18 protein-coding genes are annotated in these 15074 nt (G+C 65.1%); 17 read left to right on the top strand and 1 reads right to left on the bottom strand.

What is annotated here, in order from left to right:
- Positions 1-10: 10 nt before the first annotated feature.
- From QMG61_RS02760 to QMG61_RS02720, 9 genes are all read left to right on the top strand, one after another.
- Complete coding sequence (locus QMG61_RS02760; protein ID WP_283492934.1) at positions 11-781, top strand: amino acid ABC transporter ATP-binding protein; 771 nt, start codon at positions 11-13, stop codon at positions 779-781.
- Positions 782-965: 184 nt separating this feature from the next.
- Positions 966-1151, top strand: coding sequence for a hypothetical protein (locus QMG61_RS02755; protein ID WP_283492799.1), 186 nt, complete (start codon positions 966-968; stop codon positions 1149-1151).
- Between the two features lie 44 nt (positions 1152-1195).
- Positions 1196-2485: a hemolysin family protein gene (locus QMG61_RS02750; RefSeq protein WP_283492798.1), complete on the top strand. Its 1290-nt coding sequence runs from the start codon at positions 1196-1198 to the stop codon at positions 2483-2485.
- Positions 2486-2592: 107 nt separating this feature from the next.
- The gene (locus tag QMG61_RS02745; protein ID WP_283492797.1) at positions 2593-3330 is read left to right on the top strand and encodes an ABC transporter ATP-binding protein; all 738 of its coding nucleotides are present in this window, start codon (positions 2593-2595) and stop codon (positions 3328-3330) included.
- Positions 3327-4226, top strand: coding sequence for an ABC transporter permease (locus QMG61_RS02740; RefSeq protein WP_283492796.1), 900 nt, complete (start codon positions 3327-3329; stop codon positions 4224-4226). Before QMG61_RS02745 ends, QMG61_RS02740 begins: the two co-directional genes overlap by 4 nt.
- The gene (locus tag QMG61_RS02735; RefSeq protein WP_283492795.1) at positions 4219-5202 is read left to right on the top strand and encodes an ABC transporter permease; all 984 of its coding nucleotides are present in this window, start codon (positions 4219-4221) and stop codon (positions 5200-5202) included. The genes QMG61_RS02740 and QMG61_RS02735 overlap by 8 nt, the downstream gene beginning before the upstream one ends.
- Positions 5199-5765 carry a hypothetical protein gene (locus tag QMG61_RS02730; protein WP_283492794.1) on the top strand — a complete coding sequence of 189 codons (567 nt, stop codon included), beginning with the start codon at positions 5199-5201 and terminating at the stop codon, positions 5763-5765. The genes QMG61_RS02735 and QMG61_RS02730 overlap by 4 nt, the downstream gene beginning before the upstream one ends.
- 29 nt (positions 5766-5794) lie before the next feature.
- Complete coding sequence (locus tag QMG61_RS02725; RefSeq protein WP_283492793.1) at positions 5795-6475, top strand: response regulator transcription factor; 681 nt, start codon at positions 5795-5797, stop codon at positions 6473-6475.
- Positions 6472-7413: a sensor histidine kinase gene (locus tag QMG61_RS02720; protein ID WP_283492792.1), complete on the top strand. Its 942-nt coding sequence runs from the start codon at positions 6472-6474 to the stop codon at positions 7411-7413. The genes QMG61_RS02725 and QMG61_RS02720 overlap by 4 nt, the downstream gene beginning before the upstream one ends.
- 22 nt (positions 7414-7435) lie before the next feature.
- Here QMG61_RS02720 and QMG61_RS02715 read toward each other — a convergent pair whose 3' ends face one another.
- Complete coding sequence (locus tag QMG61_RS02715) at positions 7436-8551, bottom strand: zinc-binding dehydrogenase (RefSeq protein WP_283492791.1); 1116 nt, start codon at positions 8549-8551, stop codon at positions 7436-7438.
- 119 nt (positions 8552-8670) lie between these two features.
- Between QMG61_RS02715 and QMG61_RS02710 the strand changes: the two genes are divergently transcribed.
- The 8 genes from QMG61_RS02710 (at position 8671) to QMG61_RS02675 (ending at position 14963) form a co-directional block, all read left to right on the top strand.
- Positions 8671-9957 carry an APC family permease gene (locus QMG61_RS02710; RefSeq protein ID WP_283492790.1) on the top strand — a complete coding sequence of 429 codons (1287 nt, stop codon included), beginning with the start codon at positions 8671-8673 and terminating at the stop codon, positions 9955-9957.
- Between the two features lie 153 nt (positions 9958-10110).
- Complete coding sequence (locus QMG61_RS02705) at positions 10111-10587, top strand: MarR family winged helix-turn-helix transcriptional regulator (RefSeq protein ID WP_283492789.1); 477 nt, start codon at positions 10111-10113, stop codon at positions 10585-10587.
- Positions 10584-11006, top strand: a complete 423-nt coding sequence (locus tag QMG61_RS02700; protein WP_283492788.1) for an organic hydroperoxide resistance protein — start codon at positions 10584-10586, stop codon at positions 11004-11006. The genes QMG61_RS02705 and QMG61_RS02700 overlap by 4 nt, the downstream gene beginning before the upstream one ends.
- A 19-nt stretch (positions 11007-11025) precedes the next feature.
- Positions 11026-12003: a zinc-binding dehydrogenase gene (locus QMG61_RS02695; RefSeq protein WP_283492933.1), complete on the top strand. Its 978-nt coding sequence runs from the start codon at positions 11026-11028 to the stop codon at positions 12001-12003.
- A 144-nt stretch (positions 12004-12147) separates the two neighbouring features.
- On the top strand, positions 12148-12420 hold the full coding sequence (locus QMG61_RS02690; protein WP_283492787.1) for an SHOCT domain-containing protein: 273 nt from the start codon (positions 12148-12150) through the stop codon (positions 12418-12420).
- Between the two features lie 7 nt (positions 12421-12427).
- Complete coding sequence (locus QMG61_RS02685; protein WP_283492786.1) at positions 12428-13087, top strand: hypothetical protein; 660 nt, start codon at positions 12428-12430, stop codon at positions 13085-13087.
- Positions 13084-13821: a response regulator gene (locus QMG61_RS02680; protein ID WP_502846994.1), complete on the top strand. Its 738-nt coding sequence runs from the start codon at positions 13084-13086 to the stop codon at positions 13819-13821. Before QMG61_RS02685 ends, QMG61_RS02680 begins: the two co-directional genes overlap by 4 nt.
- Positions 13821-14963 carry a sensor histidine kinase gene (locus tag QMG61_RS02675; RefSeq protein WP_283492785.1) on the top strand — a complete coding sequence of 381 codons (1143 nt, stop codon included), beginning with the start codon at positions 13821-13823 and terminating at the stop codon, positions 14961-14963. The genes QMG61_RS02680 and QMG61_RS02675 overlap by 1 nt, the downstream gene beginning before the upstream one ends.
- Positions 14964-15074: the final 111 nt, after the last annotated feature.

Genomic DNA, 15074 nt, shown 5'->3' with positions numbered 1-15074 from the left:
TTCCGAGCCCGTGCCTGGCTCGGAACCGTTGCTCGTCGCCCGCCGGGTGCGCAAGAGCTTCGGCGGCGTCGAGGTGCTCAAAGGCATCTCGCTCACCGTGGATGTCGGCGAGGTGATGTGCCTGCTGGGCCCGTCAGGGTCAGGAAAATCGACGTTCCTGCGCTGCATCAACCACCTGGAACGCATCGACGGCGGCCGGATATCGGTCGACGGCGAACTGATCGGTTATGCCGAGCGTCGCGGCAAGATCTATGAGATGAATCGCCGGGAGGTGGCGCGGCAGCGGCGGGGGATCGGCATGGTGTTCCAGCGCTTCAACCTGTTCCCGCACATGACCGCCCTGGAGAACGTCACGGCGGCGCCGATCGGCGTGCGCAAGCTGGCGAAGCCGGGGGCCCTGGCACGCGGTCAGGAACTCCTCGACCGGGTTGGCCTGGCCGATCTGGCCCAGTCGTATCCGGCGCAACTCTCCGGCGGCCAGCAGCAGCGGGTGGCGATCGCCAGGTCCCTGGCCATGGACCCCAAGCTGCTCCTGTTCGACGAACCGACGAGCGCCCTCGACCCGGAACTCGTCGGTGACGTGCTCGACGTCATGCGCACCCTCGCGGCGGACGGCATGACCATGATCGTGGTGACCCACGAGGTCGGCTTCGCCCGCGGTGCCGCGGACCAGGTGGTCTTCATGGACGGCGGCGTCGTCGTGGAGTCCGGTCCGCCGTCCAGCGTGCTGGACAATCCACAGAACCCACGCACGAGAGCCTTCCTCGACAGCGTGATGTAGCCGCTCGGGCCGCCGACCGACTGCCCTGAGGCGCCGGTCGACGGTCCGATCTGCGTCGCCGGCATCTCAGTCCCGCGTGCGGTGGATCTGTAGGGCGATTGACAGTCTCCCGGCCTTGTTTTCCTAGCGATATCGGGCGCCTAATTGACCCGACGCAAGACATCGCCGGGAAGGGGTCTGCACCGTGGTCAAATTTGTCGTCCTCACTGCCATGATCTTCGCTTTGTACCTGATCCCGTGGGGACTGTGGCCGCTGTTGCCCATTGCGGCGCTGGTGGTCTGGGAGCTTCCGGCGGTCCTTCTCAATCCGAGGTCGTCACAGGACGTGGACAGCGAGTTGGAGCGCCTGCTCGACAATTCCACCAGCTGACAACGGGTGGGGATACCGAGGATGTTTCTGGATGCGGAGGACTCGTGAACGCGATCACGTGGGTAAATCTCGGGCTCGTGCTGCTCGCCGTGCTCATCGGGGGAGTGTTCGCCGCAACCGAGATCGCGTTGGTGTCCCTCCGCGAAAGCCAGCTGCACGGGCTGAGGAGACAGGGCGCCCGCGGGGCCAAGGTCGCCGCGCTCGCGCGGGATCCCAACACTTTTCTCGCGGCGGTACAGATCGGGGTCACCGTCGCCGGATTCCTCTCCGCGGCCTTCGGCGCTTCGACCCTGGCCCCGGGAGTGGCGCCGCTACTGGAATCGGCAGGCCTGGCCGCGGGCGTCGCCGATGTCTTGGCTTTGATTGGTGTCACCCTGCTGATCGCGTTCCTGTCCCTCGTACTGGGCGAACTCGTTCCCAAACGGCTTGCGCTGCAGCGGGCTGCCAGGTTCTCGCTTGCGCTGGCCCCGCCGCTGCTCATCTTTGCGGACCTGATGCGACCGGTGATCTGGTTGCTGTCGGCGACGACGAACGCCGTCGTGCGGATGCTCGGCGGTGATCCGCAGCTGAAGAAGGAGGAGATGCCCGTCGAGGAACTCCGAGACCTGCTCGGGGCGCATCCGGGACTCGCCGGCGACGAGCGAAAGATCCTCGATGAGGTCATCACCGCCACGGATCGGACCCTCAGGGAGGTCATGCGTCCCCGAGCGGATGTCGCGTTCCTGAAAGGGACGCAATCGATCGAGGAGGCGATCGCAGAGGTGCGCGTGACTCCCTACACGCGCTACCCGATCACCGGCCGATCGGTTGACGACGTGATCGGATTCGTGCACGTGCGGGATCTTCTCGATCCGGAGTCGAGTCCAGGCGCGCAAACCGTCGCCGACCTCGCGCGGCCGATCGAGTGCCTCCCCGGAACGAATCGTCTGTTGCCCGCGCTGACCCGACTCCGGCACACCGGCGTGCACATCGCGGTTGTGATCGACGAATACGGCGGGACCGATGGCATCGTGACACTCGAGGATCTCGTCGAGGAACTTGTCGGCGAGATGCGGGATGACCGCGACCGAAACGGGCCGGCCGCGGGCGCCGCCGGGTTGGACACCGTGCGGCTGGTGGACGCCGGCCTGAACATCGAAGACTTCGCGGAGCTCACCGGGATAGAACTCGAGGATGGACCCTATGAGACCGCCGCCGGTTTCCTCATACACAGGCTGGGCCGGCTCCCGGTCGTGGGCGACTTCGTGCCCGTCGGGACGCGGCGGCTCAGGGTCGCCGAGATCGAGGGGCTGCGCGTCATCACGATCGAGGTCATGCCGTCCATGTCACGGTGATCGGGTGCCGGACCCCTCACGTCCGCTACCGTGATCCCTCACCATCGTTTCATCGGCCCCAGAGCCTTCTCATCGTGGTCTCACGGTCGCCCGGTTACGGTCAGATCATGACCACCCCAGCTATCTCGACCAACCAGCTCTCGATGCGTTACGGCCCGAAACTGGCGCTCGATGCCCTGACCCTCGAGGTTCCGGCGGGGGAGGTCTTTGGGCTACTGGGGCACAACGGTGCCGGCAAGACGACGACCGTCAATGTGCTGACCACCCTGCTGGAACCGACTCAGGGCAGCGCCGAGGTGGGCGGCCATAGCGTCACGGGCGATCCTCGTAGCGTTCGCCAGTCGATCGGCTATCTGCCGGAGAACGTCCAGTTCTACGACAATCTGACCTTGATGGAGAACCTGAGGTTCTTCGCTCAGCTGTCGGGTCTTCGTCGACCCGATGCGCGCATCCGCGATGTACTGCGCATTCTCGATTTCGAAGGTCACGACCGTCAGAGGCTGGGAACCTTCAGTAAGGGGATGCGGCAGCGGGTCGGCATCGCCCAGGCGATCCTGCACTCCCCGTCCGTGCTTTTCCTCGACGAACCGACGTCGGGTCTGGACCCCGAGGGGGTCCGCACTCTTCGAGAGACGATCGTGCACTTGAACTCCGAGTTCGGGATGACGATCTTCATGAACACCCACCTGCTCGCGGAGGTGACGAAGACCTGCACGAGCATCGGAATCCTCAAGGGCGGGCACCTCGTGCATCACGACTCCCTTGAGCGCACCCTGGCGGCGTTCCCCGGCGAGGACTCGCTCGAGGCGATCTACTTTCAGGTGGAGTCGGAGTCGGCCGCGTGAGAGTTTTCCTGGTCAGCGCGCGGCACGAGATGCTCACCGCCCGACGCACTCACACGTCCAACCTGCTCCTGGTGGTGTTCATCGGCATGGTGATCGCGTCCTCGGTGATCGGGTGGGTGACCCACCAGACGGTGACGGATGTCTATGACAAGGTCATTGCCGACGGCCTCAGCTCAGCTGTCAATCCGTTCGCCGGCATTTCGCCGCTCTACTACGCGCGCAATGCCGTCATTTATGTTCTCCTGATCGGTTCGCTCATGGCCATCGTGCTGGGTGTTCAGTCGACCCTGCGGGATCGCCGGGCGGCAACCTCGGACCTCGTGTTGAGCCGTCCCGTGGGATCGGGCGCACGACTGCTCGGCCAGTTGGCCGGCCTCGGCATGATTCTGGCGGTCGCCATCGGCATCAGCATGTCCATCAGCTGGGTGATCATCAGCAGCATCACCGGCGCACCGCTGGGCTGGGGCGATACGGCACGGCTCGTTGCGTTCAGCGCGCTGTCGTGGATGCTGCTCGAGTCCTTCGCGCTCCTGGGCATGCTGACCGGGTTGCGCAGCCGACAGGAAACGACGGCGTTGCTGGTCCCGTTCGTGATCTGGAGCCTGGTGGCGTTCGTCCTTCCCCAGATCGGCACGGCGGCACGACCCGTCTCATTGCTCAATCCGGTTCCTGCTGTGAATCCGCCCGGTGGGTACTTCGATCTGGTGTCTGTTCTCACCGACCCGCTCTCGGTCACCGAGCAATTCAAACGGGCGTCCAGTATTGTGCTGCAGGACTCCACCGTGACCGGCGATGCCACGTCAAGTGTGCTGATCCTGCTGGCCTTTCTGGTGCTGATGACCGTGGTCGTCGCCCTGACCCCACGCGCCAGAATGAGGAGTGGTCTGAATGAGTAACCCTGCGTTGCGCGCCTGGGTCGTCGCCCGCAAGGAACTCCTGGATCTTCGTCGGGATCGTCTTTTCGCCGTACTGATGGTGTTCCTGATGATTGCCACGCTGATCTCGGTGGGTGTCGCCGCGGCGAGTTTCCGTACCCAGATCGATGCCTACAACCTCTACGTTCAGCAGCTGATCGCGGCGGGCAGCACAACCAAGCCGGCCGCACCGACCTTCTTCCCGCTGCAGCTGCTGCGCGGGGGAGTGGAATACCTGGAGATTCTGGGTGCCTTGTTCGCCATCGTGCTCGCCTACGGCACGATCGCGAAGGAGAAGCACCGCGGCACTCTGCAGCTCATCCTCAGCCGCCCCATCGGCCGCTTCGCCATTCCGTTGGGAAAAGTGGCCGGCCTCGCCCTCGTCTGGGCCGCCGTGGTCGCGCTGCTGACCGTCGCGACGACCATTGCAATCGTGGTCATCGGTAACGCCCCGCTACAGCCGATCGATGGGGCCCGCATCCTGATCGCGGCGATCGTCGCCTGGCTCTACCTCACCTTCTGGAGCGCCTTGGCGATCGGCATCACGGCCCTCGCGCCGAGGCTGAGCACCGGCCTGATCGTGTCAATCGTGGTGTGGCTCGCATTTGTGCTGATCATTCCCCAGATCGGCGATACGATGGACCCCGACAATCAGGTGCCCGGCGGGCTGTTCGCGACGCTTCAGATCAAGAAAGCCGATGAGTTGACGGTTCTCGCGAATTTCGCCGGCTTCGACGGGATCCGTAACGGCCTGGAAGTCTCGTCGATAACCAAGCACTTCGAGAGGCTGTCGTTTACCTTCCTGGGAATCAAGGACAAGTACAACCAGCAGCCCCTGGACTTCGTCTGGGCTGACATGTGGGGCTACGCGTTCACCCTCGCGGTCGCGACTCTCGCCTCCGTGACCTTCGCCGTCGGCGCAACAACTCGTCGCACTCTCCAAAGGAAGATCTCATGAAAGCACGACTCCTTTTCCCCGTCGCACTGATCGTGACGCTCGCGGTGACCGGTCTGACCGGCTGCCAGGCAGCGACTCCCTCGAGCTCGCAGGCACCGGCCGGGTCCGAAACGTCGGCGTCCGCGGTGCTCCCGGTCAATTCGAACCCGATCACCAACACCAGCACGGCTCCCGGGCTCACGATCGTGTCTGCCGCGGTTGAGGACAACGTGGATCCCCGGACCCACGCCGCGATCAAGGACCGCCTGCAGGTGACCCTGCGCAACGACACCGACGCCGAACTGACGTCGTTCGAGATCTACTATGTGATGACCGACGTCACCACCAGGCAGAGCGAGGCCTACTATCAGGCACTCGCCGGGGTGACGCTGGCGCCGAAGTCCCAAACCACCGTCTCGTTCGATTCGGAATCCGGGCCGGGGCACTTTCCGGAGAATTCCTTCAGCATCTACCGAAGTTCGAAGAACCAGGTCGATTTCACCCTCGAGGTCAGCGCGCCCGGAGTGAAGCCCGCCCACGCGACGGCGACAAAGGGCTCCGGCGCTGGTGATGCAGCGGACTAACTGGCATCCTTGGCCTGGAACGGAAACCCATGAAGCTACTGGTAGTCGAGGACGACCTGCGGATCGCCGACATCGTCCGTCGCACGCTCGCCGAAGCCGGGTACGCCGTTGACGTCGTGCACTCGGCGCCGGCCGGCGTCGAAGCCTTCGAGATCGAGACCTACGACCTGGTCGTGCTGGATCTGATGTTGCCCGGGTTGCCGCGCGGTGGGATGGATGTCTGCGATCGAATCCGGGACCTGAACAAGAACATTCCCATCCTGATGCTGACCGCGTTGGATTCCGCACGAAACCGGGTCGAGGGTCTCGACGCGGGTGCCGACGACTACCTCGTCAAGCCGTTCCACCTGGTGGAGCTTCTCGCGAGAGTGAGAGCACTGCTCCGTCGCGCACCTCGCGCCCTCTCGCCGGTGCTCCACGCCCAGGGCGTGACCTTGGAGCCCGCGACCAGGACCGCGACGCGAGCCGGACGCAGCATCGCCCTCACCGCCAAAGAGTACGCCGTGCTCGAATACCTGATGAGTAACGCCGGCCAGATCATCAGCTCATCCGAGTTGATTGATCATGCCTGGGACAGCAACTACGAGGGGTTCAGCAACGTCGTGCAGACCTACATCCGGTATCTGCGCCAGAAACTCACCCTCCCCGGTGAGGTGGAGATCATCGAAACCCGCCGGGGGTCCGGCTATCTGATCGCCGCGGACCGGTGATTTTTCGTCGGGCGCTGATCCGCCTCACTCTCACGTACACCGTCGTTCAGCTGTTGCTCTTTGGTGGCTTTGCGCTCGGGATCTACGGCTACGTCACCGGCACCTTCGACTTGGACTCGGGGGAACGGAACAGCACGTCGATCACTACCGCCGAACAGGGCTTCGCCAATCTGCGCGTTGGCCTCATCGTCGGATACAGCATCCTGGTGATCCTGCTCCCCCTCTCCAGCTACCTGATGGCGCGAACCGCTCTCATACCGATTCGGCGCAGCTACGACCTCCAGCAGAGCTTCGTCGAGGGGGCGTCCCACGAGTTCCGCAGCCCCCTCAGCGTGATCCAGGGCGAGCTGGAACTCGGGCTGTCCCGGTCGCGAACCCCTGCGGAATACCGGGCCGCGATGGCGACCTCTCTGGATGCGGTCGGGAGCCTGATCCGCCTGACCAACGACCTGCTTCTGCTCACGCGTGACGACCCGAGTGAACTCGAAGCCACTTTCGAGCGCGTGTTGCTCACCGACATCGTCGATTCGGCCGTGGGCGTGCGGGCCAGCGCGGGGCGGGACATCTCGGTGACCGCACACGAACCCCTGTGGGTGATTGGCTCGGCAGAGTTGCTGGGGCGGGCGGCCGCCAACGTGCTCGATAATGCGATCAAGTTCACGGCATCCGACAAGCCGATCCGGATTACCGTGCGGCGGAAGGGAAAGTTCGTTCAGCTCATTATTGAAGACCACGGGGTTGGTCTGACTCCAGCCGAAATCGACCACGCCTTCGACCGCTTCTGGCGGGCCCCGGATGCACGAGCTACGCCGGGCCACGGCCTGGGATTATCGCTGGTGAAACAGATCTGTGCCGCACATCACGGGCATGTCTCGCTGCAGTCGAAGCCGGGCGAGGGGACGACCGTCATGCTGACTATTCCTGCTTTCGCGCTGTGAGCGTTCGGAAGATCCGACGTTCTCACTCGGGCGGAAGCAGCACAACGTTTCCCACGTGGCGCTTTTTCAGGAAATCGCGCTGCGCGGCGACGATGTCGTCCAGCGGGTAGGTGCGCTCGAGCAGCGGTCGAATCTCGCCGCGTTCGATGTACGAGACGACGTCGGCGAACACATGCTCGTCCCAGGCGGTACAGCCGATGAGCCTCAGGTCAGCCAGGTAGAGCGTTCGCAGGTCGAGCTCGACGATGGGGCCGGCGATTGCGCCAGACGTCACATAGGCGCCTCCGTTGCGGAGCACGCCGAGCATGCTGCCAAACCCGTCGCCTGCCACGTTGTCGATCACGACGTCGATGCTCCGGGCGCCGAGTCGCGCAACCGGGTCCTCGCCCCGCTCGAGGACCTCGTCCGCACCGATCTCGAGGACACGCTCACGTTTCGCGCCGCTCGCGATCCCGATGACGTACGCGCCACGTCGTTTCGCAAGCTGCACGACGGCCGATCCGACGCCGCCCGATGCGCCGGGGACGAGCACCCGCGTGCCCACGGCGATCCCGGCGCGGCTCACCATGTTCTCCGCGGTGCCGTTGGCACAGGGAATCGTTGCGAGCTCGGCGTCGCTCCACGTGGTCTCGACCGGGAACACGTCGCGGGCCCGCACAACCGTGAACTGTGCGAATGCGCCATCACGATCTGAACCGAGCCACTCTGTCGCGGGTGAATCCGCCGGGTCCAGTGGCATGCACGAACGGATGAGCACGCGTGCGCCGACGATTCCCTGGTCGACGCCGGCGCCGACCGCGGCGACACGACCGCAGCAGTCAGCGCCCTGGATCAGCGGAAACGGTGTTGCCCCGTTCCAGCCGCCGTCCGTGCGACCCGCCTCCAAATCGTCGATCCCGTCGGATGATTCGTTGGTGGGCGTGGACACGGTCGACGAGTACCAGCCGAGTCGAGTGTTGATATCGGTGTTGTTGACGCCGGCCGCGAGCACCTGAACGAGGACCTCTCCGGGGCCGGCCGCGGGCCTGGGGACCTCCCGCACAACAAGCTGGTCGAAGTCGCCAACACCGTTGGTGACGACGGCGGTCATGGTCACCGCGTCCGCGCGGGGGGCGTGATTAGTCTGTCGCTTGCTCATCACTCCAGTCTCTCAGGAGGGACAGCGGGACGGTCGGACGACGTGAACCACGGTCGTTTTGGCCGACTCGCCGTCAACGGTCCGAGCAGAGAAGGCACAGCCATGGGGACAATGTCCCCATGTCCAAGCGCGCAGACAAGATTTCACTGACAGGATCGATCTCACTCGGTACCGGGGTGATGATCGGCGCGGGGATCTTCGCACTCGTCGGCCAGGTCGCCGAATTCGCCGGAGACTGGTTCCCACTCGCGTTCCTCCTCGGCGCCATTGTCGCCGGAGTGAGTTCCTATTCCTATGTGCGCTACTCGAGCGTGAACCCTTCCTCCGGCGGCATCGCAATGCTGTTGAAGGATGCGTATGGATCAGGTGTGGTCGCCGGGTCATTCTCGCTGTTCATGTACGTGTCGATGGTGGTCGCGGAGAGCCTCCTCGCGCGCACATTCGGCACCTACCTGCTTCGCCCCTTCGGCCTGCAGGACTCCGCGATACTCGTGCCCGTGCTGGGCGTGGCCGCGATCGTCGCCGCCGCGATCGTGAACCTCATCGGCAACAAGATCGTCGAAGGCTCAGCGACCAGCACGGCGGTGCTGAAGATCCTGGGCATCGCCGTGCTCGCGATTGCCGGCCTCATCGGCACTGCGGTATCCGGCGACGGGCTCTTCTCGAAATCGTCCGGTGGCTCCCTCGGCATCGCCGGGCTCCTGGCCGGCACGACACTGTGCGTTCTCGCCTACAAGGGCTTCACCACCATCACCAACCAGGGCGACGACATCCGCGACCCGAAGAAGAATATCGCCCGGTCGATCATCATCTCGCTGCTCATCTGCACGATTCTGTATCTGCTCATCACCGTGTCGGTGGCGTCGAGCATCGGCGCCGACGGTGTCGTCAAAGCGCGCGACTACGCGCTCGCGCAAGCCGCCGAACCTCTCTTCGGCGCGTGGGGAGTCGGGATCACCGTCGCGATCGCCGTCGTCGCGACCCTGTCGGGTCTCCTCGCCAGCCTCTACTCGGTGTCACGCCTCTACGAGATGCTGCAGGAGATGAAGCAGGCGCCATCACTACCCAGGAGCATCTCGCACCAGCCGATGATCATCACGGCGAGTCTCGGCATCCTGGCCACCGCATTCCTCGACCTCAGCCAGATCGCCTCGATGGGCGCATTCCTCTACCTGGCCATGGACATCTCCGTACAGTGGGCGGTCATCCGCCACCTCCGGTCGAAGATCCAGGCGAAATCCTGGGTTCCAATACTGACAATCGTGCTCGATCTCGCGATCCTGATCCCCTTCACGACCCTGAAACTTCAGAACGACCTTCTCACCGTGATCGTCGCTGTATCGGTCGCCGCGGCGATCATCATCGAGCAGACCATCGCGACCCGCGTGCGGACGCACGGCGAGTGAGCCGGCACTCGTAGTCGCCCTCGTCTTGCTCCCTCCGCTGCCTACCGGGTAGGGCCGGTCTCACGGACGCCGCTCGGCACGACGAGCGCGTCCCTGGCCCCCACTCGCTGTACTTGAATTGTGCACAATTCAATTGCGTGCAATGATATAACCATGCCCGTAACCGATGAGATGGTGTGTTTCGCCCTGTACTCCGCCACCCGAGCGACGACCCAGGCCTATCGTTCCCTCCTCGAACCGTGGAAGTTGACCTATCCGCAGTACCTGGTGCTGGTGACGTTGTGGATCGAGGGCGATCAGACGGTGTCATCGCTGGGGGAGCACCTGCAGCTGGATTCGGGAACGCTCTCGCCGCTGCTCCGGCGGATGGAGCAGGCGGGTCTGGTCCGGCGCGAGCGACGACTCCTCGACGAGCGCATCGTGACCGTGACGGTCGGCGATCGAGGTCATGACCTCCGAGCCGAACTGGCTCACATTCCGGCCAGGATCGCCGCTGGCACAGGGCTGCCCGACGAACAATCCGCCACCGCCCTCATCGAAACACTTCACCGTCTCACCGAGACGATGCACGCCGTGAGCCCTCAGCACACGGGCGACGAAACTGAACCGAAAGCAGAAAAGCAGCAATGAACGTTCTCTACACCGCAGAAGCACTCTCAACGGGCGCCGGCCGCGACGGGCGCGTCGCCACCAGCGACGACTCGTTCGCCCTCGACCTCGCCATCCCGAAAGAGATGGGTGGCTCCGGCACCGGCACAAATCCCGAGCAGCTCTTCGCCGCCGGGTATGCCGCATGCTTCCACTCTGCTCTGCAGTCCGTCGCGCGCGGCCAGAAGGTGAAGCTCTCGGACTCATCGGTCGGTAGCCGCGTTCAGATCAGCCCGAACGGAGCGGGCGGCTACCAGCTCTCCGTGCTGCTGGAGGTCGTGCTGCCCGGGATCGAGCTCGACCAGGCCCAGTCGCTCGCGGACGCAGCCCACCAGGTCTGCCCGTACTCCAACGCCACACGCGGAAACATCGACGTCACCATCACGGTTTCGGAGGATTGAGCAGATGACCGCCAATACGATGCGCGCCCTCGTCCACCACGAGTTCGGCGACCCCGCCGTTGTCCTCACGGTCGAGGAACAACCTCTCCCGCAGCCCGGCCCCGGCCAGGTCCGCGTACGCACCCTGCTCTCAGCCATCCACAACCATGATCTCTGGACCGTGCGCGGCACCTACGGCTTCAAGCCCGACCTGCCGGCCCTGGCGGGAACCGAGGCCGTCGGCGTCGTAGATGCGCTCGGCGCCGGCGTCGATCAGCTTGAGGTCGGCCAGCGGGTCGCCACGGGCGGAACCTTCGGCGTGTGGGCCGAGCATTTCGTGGCCGATGCGGCCGGTCTCATCCGGGTGCCGGATGGCCTGCCTGACGAGTCCGCGGCCCAACTTGTCTCCATGCCGTTCAGCGCCATCAGCCTGTTGCATTCTCTCGACCTCCACGCGGGGGACTGGCTCATTCAGAACGCCGCCAACGGCGCAGTGGGCCGGATGGTCGCGCAGCTGGGCAAGGCACGTGGCATCAACGTCGTCGGGCTCGTCCGTCGAGCAGCCGGTGTCGACGAACTCCGCGCCCAGGGCATCGAGCGCGTCATCGCCACCGACACCGACGACTGGCGCGCCACTCTCGCCGAAATCACTGGCGGCGCCCCCATCAACGTGGGCGTCGACTCCGTCGGAGGCACATCCGCGGGCGACGTCCTGTCCGCCCTGGCGACCAACGGCACTCTCGTGGTCTTCGGCGCGATGGCGTCGCCGAGCCTCCAGCTCGCCTCCGGCGACCTCATCTTCAACCAGGCCACGGTCAAGGGCTTCTGGGGCAGCGTCGTCAGCCGAGAGATGCCCGCCGAAATCAAGGGGCAGCTCTTCCAGGAGCTGATGGGGCGAGTTCTCGACGGAACGCTGACCCTGCCGGTGTCGGCGACCTTCGACCTCGATGAGATCGGTGCTGCGGTCGCAGCGAGCGGCGAGGCCGGGCGAATCGGTAAGGTGCTGCTGCGGGCGTGAGCCGTTACCACGGGGTGCACAGCCTCTTCTTCGCACGGCCCTGATCGATGTTGAGCCGATCTTGAGGAAAGACCGGACAGGACCCTGAGGGCGGTGGCGGAGGATGGAGTTATCAACACAAGGTAACGAAGAGAGGAGTTCGTGATGATGGGTTATGGATGGGGAATGGGTGTCGGCGGTTGGATTGCCATGGCGATCTTCTGGGTTGCCCTACTGGTTTTGATCGTCTGGTTGGTGGCGCGTGCCTTCAGCCCCGGAAGAAACCAGCCTCAGTCTCGCCAGGACAGCGGGTGGCAGGAGAGCGCCGATCAGGTGCTCGACCGCCGGTTCGCCGCCGGTGAGATCGACGAGGACACCTACCACCGCACGCGTGAAACCCTCCGCTCAGGACGTTCGCCGAAGAGCATGGGACAGTGAGGCCATCATGGCAAGCACAGACACCAGAGGTGGTTGGCGTCGCAGGTGGTGGATTCCGGCTGTCGCGCTGGTCGCACTACTGATCTCAGGGGGCTGGCTGGTCAGCCAGCAGCCCTCTTCCGGCTGGGGTCCGGGGTCCGGCTGGGATCAGAGCGGGATGGGCGGTAACGGCTGGGTGGACGACGGAGCCGGCCCGGTTGAGAACCTCAAGCAGGCCAGGGAGCGAGCCGCAGCCTATGCGGAGACCCTCCAGCCCGGGCTGGAGGTCGGCGAGGTGATGCGGTTTGAGAACCACTACTACGCTGACCTGCAGGAGCCCGACGGGTCGAAGGTCACCGAAGTGCTCATCAATTCCCGCTCCGGGGCGGTGCAGCCCGAGATGGGTCCGGCCACGATGTGGAACACCCGGTTCTCGATGATGGGCGGCAGTGCCGGCTCGGAGTCGGACATGAGCGCCACCCAGGCCCAGCAGATCGCCGATCGCTGGCTGGCGGACCACGACGAGGGGCTCACCTCCGAGGACGCCACAAAGTTCCCCGGATATTACACGCTTCACACCGTGCGCGATGGTGAGATCACCGGGATGCTGTCGGTACGTGCCAGCACCGGTGATGTGTGGTTCCACTCCTGGCACGGTGATTTCGTGGAGATGTCGGAGCACTCGTGAGCGGCGCAACCCCGTCCCCTGGGCCAGCCCGCCAGGACCCGCACCCGTCAGGGGCGCGGGTTCTGGTCGTGGAGGACGACCCGTCCATCTCCCAGCTGGTCGCCAGCTACCTGGAGCGAGAGGGCTTCCTCGTCGATGTTGCGGGTGACGGCGAAACGGCTGTGGAGCTGACCCGGTCCTGGCGGCCGGACGTCGTAGTACTCGATCTCATGCTCCCAGGAATGGACGGGATCGAGGTCTGCCGCCAGATCCGAACCTTTTCCGATGCCTACGTCGTCATGCTGACCGCGCGGATCGAGGAGATCGACCGTTTGATCGGCCTGTCGGTGGGCGCCGACGACTACATCGGCAAGCCGTTTTCTCCGCGAGAGCTCGTCGCACGGATTCGGGCGATGCTGCGCCGTCCTCACGCAGCGGATCCCGGTATCGAGCCGATCCGGCGGTTCGGCGCCCTCCAGATCGATCCAGTGGCTCGGGAGGTGCTGCTCGACGGCGAGTTGGTCGAGTTGACCCGCACCGAATTCGACCTGCTGGAGGGGCTATCGGCCCATCCGCGCAGGGTCTTCGCGCGGCGTCTCCTGCTCGAGGATGTCTGGGGTGGAGACTGGTTCGGTGACGACCATGTGGTCGAGGTCCACGTGGCCAACCTGCGTCGCAAACTCGGCGACGATCCCCAGGCGCCGCGCTACATTCGCACGATCCGCGGGGTCGGCTACCGGATGGGCGCGGGCTGATGGGCGGCAGACGGCGCCCGGCAGCGGGCTTCGGGCCCAAACTGCTGATGGCCCAGGGGCTGGTCATCCTGGCCGGCAGCGTCACCCTGCTCACAGTTTCACTGTTGCTCGCACCAGGACTGTTTCGTGCCCACATCGACCAGACCGTCGGACCGATCCCCGAGGACCTCGCGCGGCACCTGCAGATCGCGTTCGCCGGTGCGACGCTGACCTCCTTGCTGATCGGCATCCTGGTGGCCGCCCTCGCCGGACTGGCGGTCAGCTGGTACGTCACCCGCCGGGTAATGGGCCCGATCACGGCGATGGCGCGGGCTGCTTCAGACCTTGCCGAGGGCCAATACGACGCGCGGCTGACCGAATCCGGGCTCGGAGTTGAGTTTGACGCGGTCGGCCAGGCCTTCAACCGGATGGCCCGCACTCTCGCAGCCACCGAACGCACGCGGGTCGAGATCCTGCGCGACCTGGCCCACGAACTCCGGACGCCGCTGACCACGATCCGCGGATACCATGAGGCGCTGGCCGACGGCGTGCTGACCGCAAACCGGGAAACCTACGCCGTGATCGAGGCCGAACTGAGCCGTGTGGAACGACTGGTCGGCGACATCGCCCGCGTCTCGGTCATCGAGGAACGCCGCTACGAGCTTCGACTGAAGCGGGTTCACGTCACGGAGTTGCTTGAAACCGCCAGTGCCTCTGCCGCCCGGTCCTTTCAGGAACACGGCGTGACCCTGGCCTGTGATATTCCGCACGACTGCGTCGTCATGGCAGACCCGGATCGGTTCCAGGAGATCCTGACCAACCTGCTCGAGAACGCGCTACGCCACACCGCGGCCGGGGGTCGGGTCACTCTGAGCGCCGCCTGCAGCAACGACACCGCCCGGCTACGCGTCACCGACACCGGCGAAGGCATCGCGGCCGAGCACCTGCCACGGGTCTTTGAAAGATTTTACCGCGTGGACTCCGGCCGCTCTCGGGCCCGGGGCGGCAGCGGCATCGGACTGGCCATCTCGCGGGCCCTGGTTGAGGCGCACGGTGGTCGCATCCGAGTCGAGAGCGCTGGAGCCGGCACTGGGTCCAGCTTCACGATCACGCTACCCACCGAACCAGGACTTGCAGGCCAACCACCGGGTGGAGGAACCTGACCCGAAGCACAAGGAGACATTGCCGACCGCATGACGAAGCGCATCGCTCCGACAGGCAACCTTCTACCGCAACCGCCACCGCCTCCCGGGCAGTGCGAGGCGTGCCGCATC

It is taken from the genome of Cryobacterium sp. PH31-AA6, from assembly GCF_030063195.1.
GTDB lineage: Bacteria > Actinomycetota > Actinomycetes > Actinomycetales > Microbacteriaceae > Cryobacterium.
The sequence above is the reverse complement of the archived record's forward strand: the minus strand, read 5'-3'. Positions and strand labels throughout refer to the sequence as shown.